Origin of the sequence: Nonomuraea diastatica, from assembly GCF_004349015.1 — a bacterium.
Taxonomy (GTDB): Bacteria; Actinomycetota; Actinomycetes; order Streptosporangiales; family Streptosporangiaceae; genus Nonomuraea; species Nonomuraea diastatica.
In genome coordinates this window covers 1-6,552 of the sequence record NZ_SMKP01000316.1, presented here as the reverse complement: position 1 = coordinate 6,552, position 6,552 = coordinate 1, and the positions used below count along the sequence as shown (strand labels likewise).

At 70.8% G+C, this 6,552-nt stretch carries 4 protein-coding genes; 2 read left to right on the top strand and 2 right to left on the bottom strand.

Translation table 11 applies throughout. The features are described 5' to 3' along the window. Nucleotides 1-21: 21 nt before the first annotated feature. Complete coding sequence (locus E1294_RS50395) at nucleotides 22-2,886, bottom strand: ATP-binding protein (RefSeq protein ID WP_246083857.1); 2,865 nt, start codon at nucleotides 2,884-2,886, stop codon at nucleotides 22-24. Nucleotides 2,887-3,053: 167 nt separating this feature from the next. Then, nucleotides 3,054-4,997 carry a hypothetical protein gene (locus E1294_RS50390; protein WP_165977940.1) on the bottom strand — a complete coding sequence of 648 codons (1,944 nt, stop codon included), beginning with the start codon at nucleotides 4,995-4,997 and terminating at the stop codon, nucleotides 3,054-3,056. Between the two features lie 170 nt (nucleotides 4,998-5,167). Here E1294_RS50390 and E1294_RS50385 point away from each other — a divergent pair, with 170 nt between their 5' ends. Then, on the top strand, nucleotides 5,168-5,830 hold the full coding sequence (locus E1294_RS50385) for a DUF4352 domain-containing protein (protein WP_132519978.1): 663 nt from the start codon (nucleotides 5,168-5,170) through the stop codon (nucleotides 5,828-5,830). Continuing rightward, on the top strand, nucleotides 5,827-6,474 hold the full coding sequence (locus E1294_RS50380; protein ID WP_132519975.1) for a hypothetical protein: 648 nt from the start codon (nucleotides 5,827-5,829) through the stop codon (nucleotides 6,472-6,474). Before E1294_RS50385 ends, E1294_RS50380 begins: the two co-directional genes overlap by 4 nt. Nucleotides 6,475-6,552: the final 78 nt, after the last annotated feature.

Here is a 6,552-nt window from a genome sequence, read left to right as displayed (position 1 = left end):
ACCCTAGGGTTCGTCGCAGCGTCAGATTTGTATAAGAGACAGCTCCGGGACGCCGCCGTGGTCGAACGGCAGCACGAAGCGGCGCGGCCACGACAACACCCCTTCCAGCCATCCGGCCCCCATCGTCTGCGCGACGTGCCGGAGCCGGGCCGACGACTCGATGCCGATGGCGACCGTCGTGACGTCCCGCTGCACGGACTCGTTCTCGTCGTCCCCGAGGATCACCCGCCACGCCAGTTCCCTGTTGCGGTCCACCTCCATCGACAGCGGGTGGTGGCGCAGCGCCTTGGCCCGGTGGCCGAGCAGCTCGGCCGGCGCGAGGTCGCCGACGCCGTTGCCGTTCGGCTGGCGGAACAGGGCGTACTCCATGGGCGGCGCCGGGGTGCGCAGGTCGGGGGCCGGGCGGCCGTACGGGAAGAGCCGGTCCACCTCGTGCAGCCAGCGCACCTGCGGGATGACCCACGACGCCCCCGGCCGTTCGCCGCCGCTGTCGAGCGCGGAGAGCAGCCGCGTGGCCGTCTCCGCGGCCTTCTCCGTCAGCAGCGCCGGGTCGAACCAGCTCCGCAGCGACCAGGCGCGCCGCTGCACCGAGCGCTCGATCAGGGTGGCCAGCAGGCACTCCCTGCGCCGCGCCGGCAGATCGGCCCAGGCGGCCGACAACGCGCGCGGCACGCCGGGCAGCGGCCGGTTGCTGACGAACGCGAGCACGACCGTCTCGCACCAGATGCGCAGCCAGGCCCATTCGGGCGCGTCGGCGAGCACGTCGGCCTCCCGCAGCTCGACCAGCGTGCACGCCTGCCCGGTGCGGCACTGCTTGCCGCACGCCGCCGACCTGCGGCCGCGGATGGGCGGCGGCGGTCCCGGCACGACCTTCTCCCTGGACTCCCCCAGCGGCACGCGCACCCGCAGCGGCCGGTCCATGCCGTCCGCGAAGACGGCGGCCGAGCCGGGCTGCAGCGAGACCACGTGACGGGACTGCTCGTCACTGAGGTTCATGGCGGCGCCGACGAGCTTCCTGTCGTCCTCGGCGGGCAGCCGGTGCACGACCTTCAGTGCGGTGTTCTTGACGACGTCGGAGATGAGCTTGGTCGGGATCTGCTCGGCGACCACGATGCCCTCGCCGTACGCCCTGATCTCGGCGAGCAGGCCGGCCAGCAGCTCGACGGCGTGGGTGGAGGCCCGGCCGTGGCCACGGTCGCGCAGCAGCCGGTGCGCCTCCTCGATCACGATGACGTGCCGCAGCTCGGGCGACTTCTCCCGCCTGGCCCGCATGCGCAGGTGCTCGACGATCCTGATGATCAGCGTGCCCATGAGGAACGCCTTGTCCTCGTCGTTGGCGACGTCCTCGATGGCCAGCACGACGTCGCGCTCCAGCAGGCCGCCGATGTCGGCGGGGTGGCCGCCCTCGAAGAAGCGGCCCGCCGAGCCGACGCGCAGCGAGCGCAGCCGGAGCGAGATGAAGCCCTCGACGTCGGCCTGGACCTCGCGGCCGTAGCCGATCTCCTTGATGACGTCCATGGCGTGCTGCTGGAGTTGTTCGAGGGTGGGCACGCTGGGCGGGACGTTCGCGCCGGGGACGGCGCCGCCCGTGACCACGTCCCAGCCGGTGGCTTCGTAGACGCGCTGCAGGGCCAGCGACATGATCTGCGGGAACGGCTCCTCGGCGTCGAACGCCGCCATGAAGAGCGCCCTGACCATGTCGATGTGAGCCTGGACGGGGTAGCCGGGCTCGGGTTCGAGCGGGTTGATGCTGAACGGCACGCCGCCGGGCGCCGACGGGTTGATCACCGTGAGGGGGTCGTCGATCCGGCCGGCCATGGCGGCGTACTCCGACTTGGCCGGTTCGATGGCCAGCCAGGGGATGCGCGCCCTGCTGAGCTGCTCCAGCAGGTGTCTGACGGTCTGCGACTTGCCGGAGCCGGTCGCGCCCGTGATGAAGGCGTGCCGGTTGAGCGTGGCCAGCGGCACCTGGAACGTGCCGACGCCCCTGTCCTGACCGTCGAGGATCTCGCCCAGCTCCAGCTCACCCGCATCGGCCTCGGACGTCACGTCGAAGAAGCCCGAGTCGAGCACGCGCACCCCCGGCACCTCCCGCCGGGGCAGCCCGGCCAGCGCGGCCAGCGCGCCCGCGGTCGCGGCGAACGGGGCCGCGGCCCCGTCGGCCGGGTCCTGCATGGTGATGGCGAGGGCCTCCGACAGCGCGTAGACGGCGCCGTGCGAGCTGCGCAGCCGGTACGGGTGGTGGCTCATCTCGACGGACCCGACGAGCACGGGCGCGATCTGCCGCAGTTCGTCGGCGGTGGCGCCGCCGGCCAGCAAGCGCACGTTCCAGAGCCCCGCCTCGCGGAAGGCGTCCAGCTCCTGCATGCGGCGCTCGGCGCGCTCGGCGTCGAAGCGGGAGCGCTCGGAGGCGTCGCCGTACTGCCTGAGCACGTTGAGCTGGGTACGCAGGTGCGCCACCTCGGCGTCGAGCAGGTCGGTCGGCTCGGCCACCACCAGCCACGCGAAGGGCCGCGACATCAGCGTCACCAGCGTCGACTCGAACAACGTCGGCCGTTTCAGCTCGTCGGGGTCGAGCTCGGACAACTCTCGCCCCCTGCTGCCCAGAGGCGGCGCCTGCCGCCCCGGGCACGGCGTCCACACCAGGTCCGCCAGATCGGCGAGGTACTCCTCGTCGAGGTGCACGCCACGCGCTCCGCCGGGGAACAGCAGCGGCTGCGGCCCGCTCGGCCGGCCGGGCGCGTCGGTGGACCTGCGCGGCTGGCGTGGCGGCGAGAGCGGCCCCGCGTTCGTGATGAGTTCCAGCGGCGCGCCCGACCCTCTGGACAGCCACCCGATGACGAACGGCCGGTCGCGCTGCGCCGCCGACAGCACCGCGGGAAGCACGGTGACGAAATCCCATTCCGCCGACGAGCTTCGCGAGGGTGCCGCGATCGACTGGATTCGGTACCAGGGTCCGCTCAGCGAGACGCTCGGCTGCATTTCATTCCCCCACAGACGGTTCTTTATTAAATTCCGTCAACCGTCAGCTCGTCGCCTTGACATTGACCATGTCATTGCCTGCCCTTGCGCCAGTCCAGGCGTGGCGGTGGTGGCCCGAGGTTCGGCGGAGGCTCTTCGTCGCCCTCCTGAGCGCGCGGGTCGAGCGCGAGCACGGCGTCGCGCACGTGCTCCAGCTCGCCGAGAGTGGTCTTGGGGAAGGCCAGGATGGCCGGGTTGGCGTCGGCGAGTCGGACACGCCTGCCCTGGGCGGTCGCGTCCGTGACGATCACGGACGTGGTGGGCAGCTGCTGGAGCTGGTGCGGCTCGACCAGGAACTCGCGCGAGCGCTGCAACACCCGCTCCTTCTCCGAGATCTTGTCGGCGGTCCTGCCCCACTCGGTCGACTCCGTGATGTCGCCGGCGAGGTCGTGACTCTCGTCGCGGTCGTCCCTGGCGTCCTCCACCTGCGCGACCGTGGAGATGTAGCCGCCGTCGAGCCCCGGCAGCGAGTCGCTGATCGTCTCGGTGAGCTGTGCCAGCTCCAGCCGGTGCTCGGTGCCGACGTGCTCGCTGGCGACCCGGGCGTCCTCGGCGTTGCCGAGCCGCATGAACGCCACTGCGGCGTGCCCGCGGCCCAGCCGCTCGCGTACGGTCGGCGTGAGCGACCGGTAGGTCAGCACGAGCCCCGTACGCGAGGTCTCGCAGGCGTCCATCAGCCGGTCGAGCACGTCGCCCCTCAGCTTGTCCGCGCCCGCCACGATGATCGTGTGGTACCAGGGCCGGTCGGAGGCGGGCGACTGGCGCAGGATGTGGGTGAGCGCGGTGGCCACGTACGTGCCGAGCACCCGGTTGCCGAACACGCCCGCCTGGCGGTCCATGCTCACCACGCGGAGCCTGGCGGGCGGCAGGCGTACGGCCTCCGTGCCGAGCGACTCCAGCTTGCGCAGTTGCGACTCCAGCGCCCAGGCCCGCTCGATCACCACGCGGTCGCTCACCCCGCGGCCGAACAGCGTGCCGATGCGCTCCAGCTGCGTCGCGGTGATCAGCCCGAACCTCAGGTCGTCGCGCGGGTCGCCCACCTGCGCCAGCGCCCGCAGCGCGGCCGTGACCTGGCTGATCGTGGCGTTCTCCCCGAGCACTTCGAGCACCCGCTCCAGGATCGCGTTGTCGAAGCTGAGGTCGCGCGTGCTGCGGTGCTCCTCGCTCACGCTCACCACGTGCGCCAGCACGTCGGCGAACGCCTCCGGCCTGAGCGTGGCGCCCAGGTCGAGCTTGGGCAGGTCGACGGGGAGCACCCAGACCAGCGGGTCGTCGCCGCCCTTGCGGGCCAGCTCGATCAGGTCCTTGGCGATCGCGCCCTCGGACAGGTCGAGCACGGTCAGGTGGCCGCCGCTGTAGAGGCGGGTCGCCCCGAGCAGGGTGATCAGCGCCGACCACCCGGGTAACGTGCCGCCCGCCACGTCGATGCGGTCGAGCTCGTCGGGCACGGCGACGGCGTACCAGGTGAGCTGCTTGTCGTGGCGGTCCTTCGACTCCTGCCACTCGCGGTAGCGCTGGGCGTGCTCCTCCTGCGCGCGGTACAGCTCCCTGTCGCGTTCGCGGCGCTGGCGCTCGTCCTTGGCCTGCTGCTCAAGCACCCGGTATTTCACCGCCCTGTCGCCCTGCAGCAGCGCGAACGTGCAGATGCCCGCCACGCCGCCGGCGGCCACCACGCCGAGCAGCGCGAACGACCACGCGAGGTAGCCCGCCACCGCGGCGGCCAGGATCAGCGCGGTCACCACCAGCATGAACGTGCGGAAGAGGCGTACGGGCCGGTTGAGCATGTCCTCCTGGAGGCGTTCGCGACGCAGGATCTCGAGCCGGGCGGGGTCGTCCTCGTCGGCGGGGGGCTGCTCCTCGACGGGTGACGGGCGCTTCGGGGGCGGGCCCGGGTCGGGATGCAGCAGGATGTACTGCCAGCCCAGGTAGATGCGGTCCGCCTGGAGCTGGGCATGCTCGGGATGCACGTCCGCCACGTGACCCTCCGGCCGCCGATATGTCATTAGGAGTTGGGGTCAGCCCTTTCCGTTCCGTGCCAGCGTATGAGTTGCAACCCCCGTAGTGGCAGGGTTTCTCGGCAATTCGACCAGTCCGATGGGAGCATTGCGGCAGATGAGACAAGCGAGACCTATTACCATCCTTATCCATGACGGAACCCTCCGGCGGCAGCAGTGACAGGGCCAGACGCCCCGTAGTGGTGCCCGCACTCGCCCTGACGACCTTCACGGCCGTCGGCATCACCGCCATGCTGGGCGGTCTGCGCGAGGCCCCGGAAGAGCCGGAGGCGCTGGGCCAGGGCGCGGTGATCGACCAGGGCCAGTTCACCACCAAGGTCGTCGGGTCGCGCGTGACGGTGGAGCGTGCCCGGACGCAGTTCGAAGAGGACAAGCGGTTCGTGGACGTGGTCTTCGACGTCAAGAACAACGGCGACGAGACCGCCTCGGTCGGCAGCCCGCCCCAGAAGATCGAGTCCGCCTTCACCCTCGCGTCCTTCGCCGGCTCGCTCGTCAAGATCGACCCGGCCTTCCCCAAGGACGCCGGCCCCAACGTCTTCGCCCGGAGCAAGGGAGACGAGACCCGCCAGCTCCACCCCGGGGTCACCAGCCAGGTCATCCTGCGCTACCAGCTCAAGGACACCGATCAGCCGCCGGAGAAGATCACCCTCGACGTGGCCGCCTTCGAGTGGGAATCCGACTGGAACAACGTCACCCCCCGCTGGAAGATGGTCGCCACCGAAGCAGGCGACAAATACCTTCCCGAGATCAAAGCCCGGGTGACCCTGTCGGTCAAGGAAGGTGACGCAGTGTGACCGCCACGCAGCAAAGATCATCCGCGGCGCCCACCCGCCGCGGCCGGCGAGCCGGACGCCGCCCCGCCAACGCCTCGCGGCTGCTCAGCGCCGTCGCCGGGCTCGCGCTGGCCGGGGCCGCCATCATGCTGCAGACCATGTACCTCGACGAGGGCGAACAGAGCCTGCCGCTGACCTACGTGGGCGACAAGGGCGAGGACGTGGACGCCAAGCGGTTCACGGTGCGGGTCGACTCGTACCTGACCGCCAAGTCGATCAGGAGCGTCACCGACAAGACCATCGGCACCGACCACCTCTTCCTCGTCGTCAACGCCTCGGCCAAGTCCAGCCTCAAGCCGTACAAGCTGGGCCAGCCCGTGCTGATGACCGAGGACGGCAAGAAGTTCAGCGCCACCGATCGGGTGGACAGCTCGCAGACCCTGTCGAACGTCTGGGTGCAGCCGGACATTTGGGTCAGCGGCCGGTACTTCTTCGAGGTGCCGGCGTCGGCGCTGCCGGGAGCGCGGGTCGTGTTCGGGATGCCCCAATCCTTCATCGTGGAGTCGTACCAGCCGGAGGCCGAGGTGGACCTCGGCCTGGACGAGGAGGCCGCGCGCAAGCTCGCCGCCTCACCTCAGGACGTCTACTCGATGGCTAAGAAGTGAGCGCAGCATGAGTACGAACGACGAGCGTGACTGGTTCGCCCCCAGGAACGACCGGCGCCGCGAAGAGGACCCCCCGCC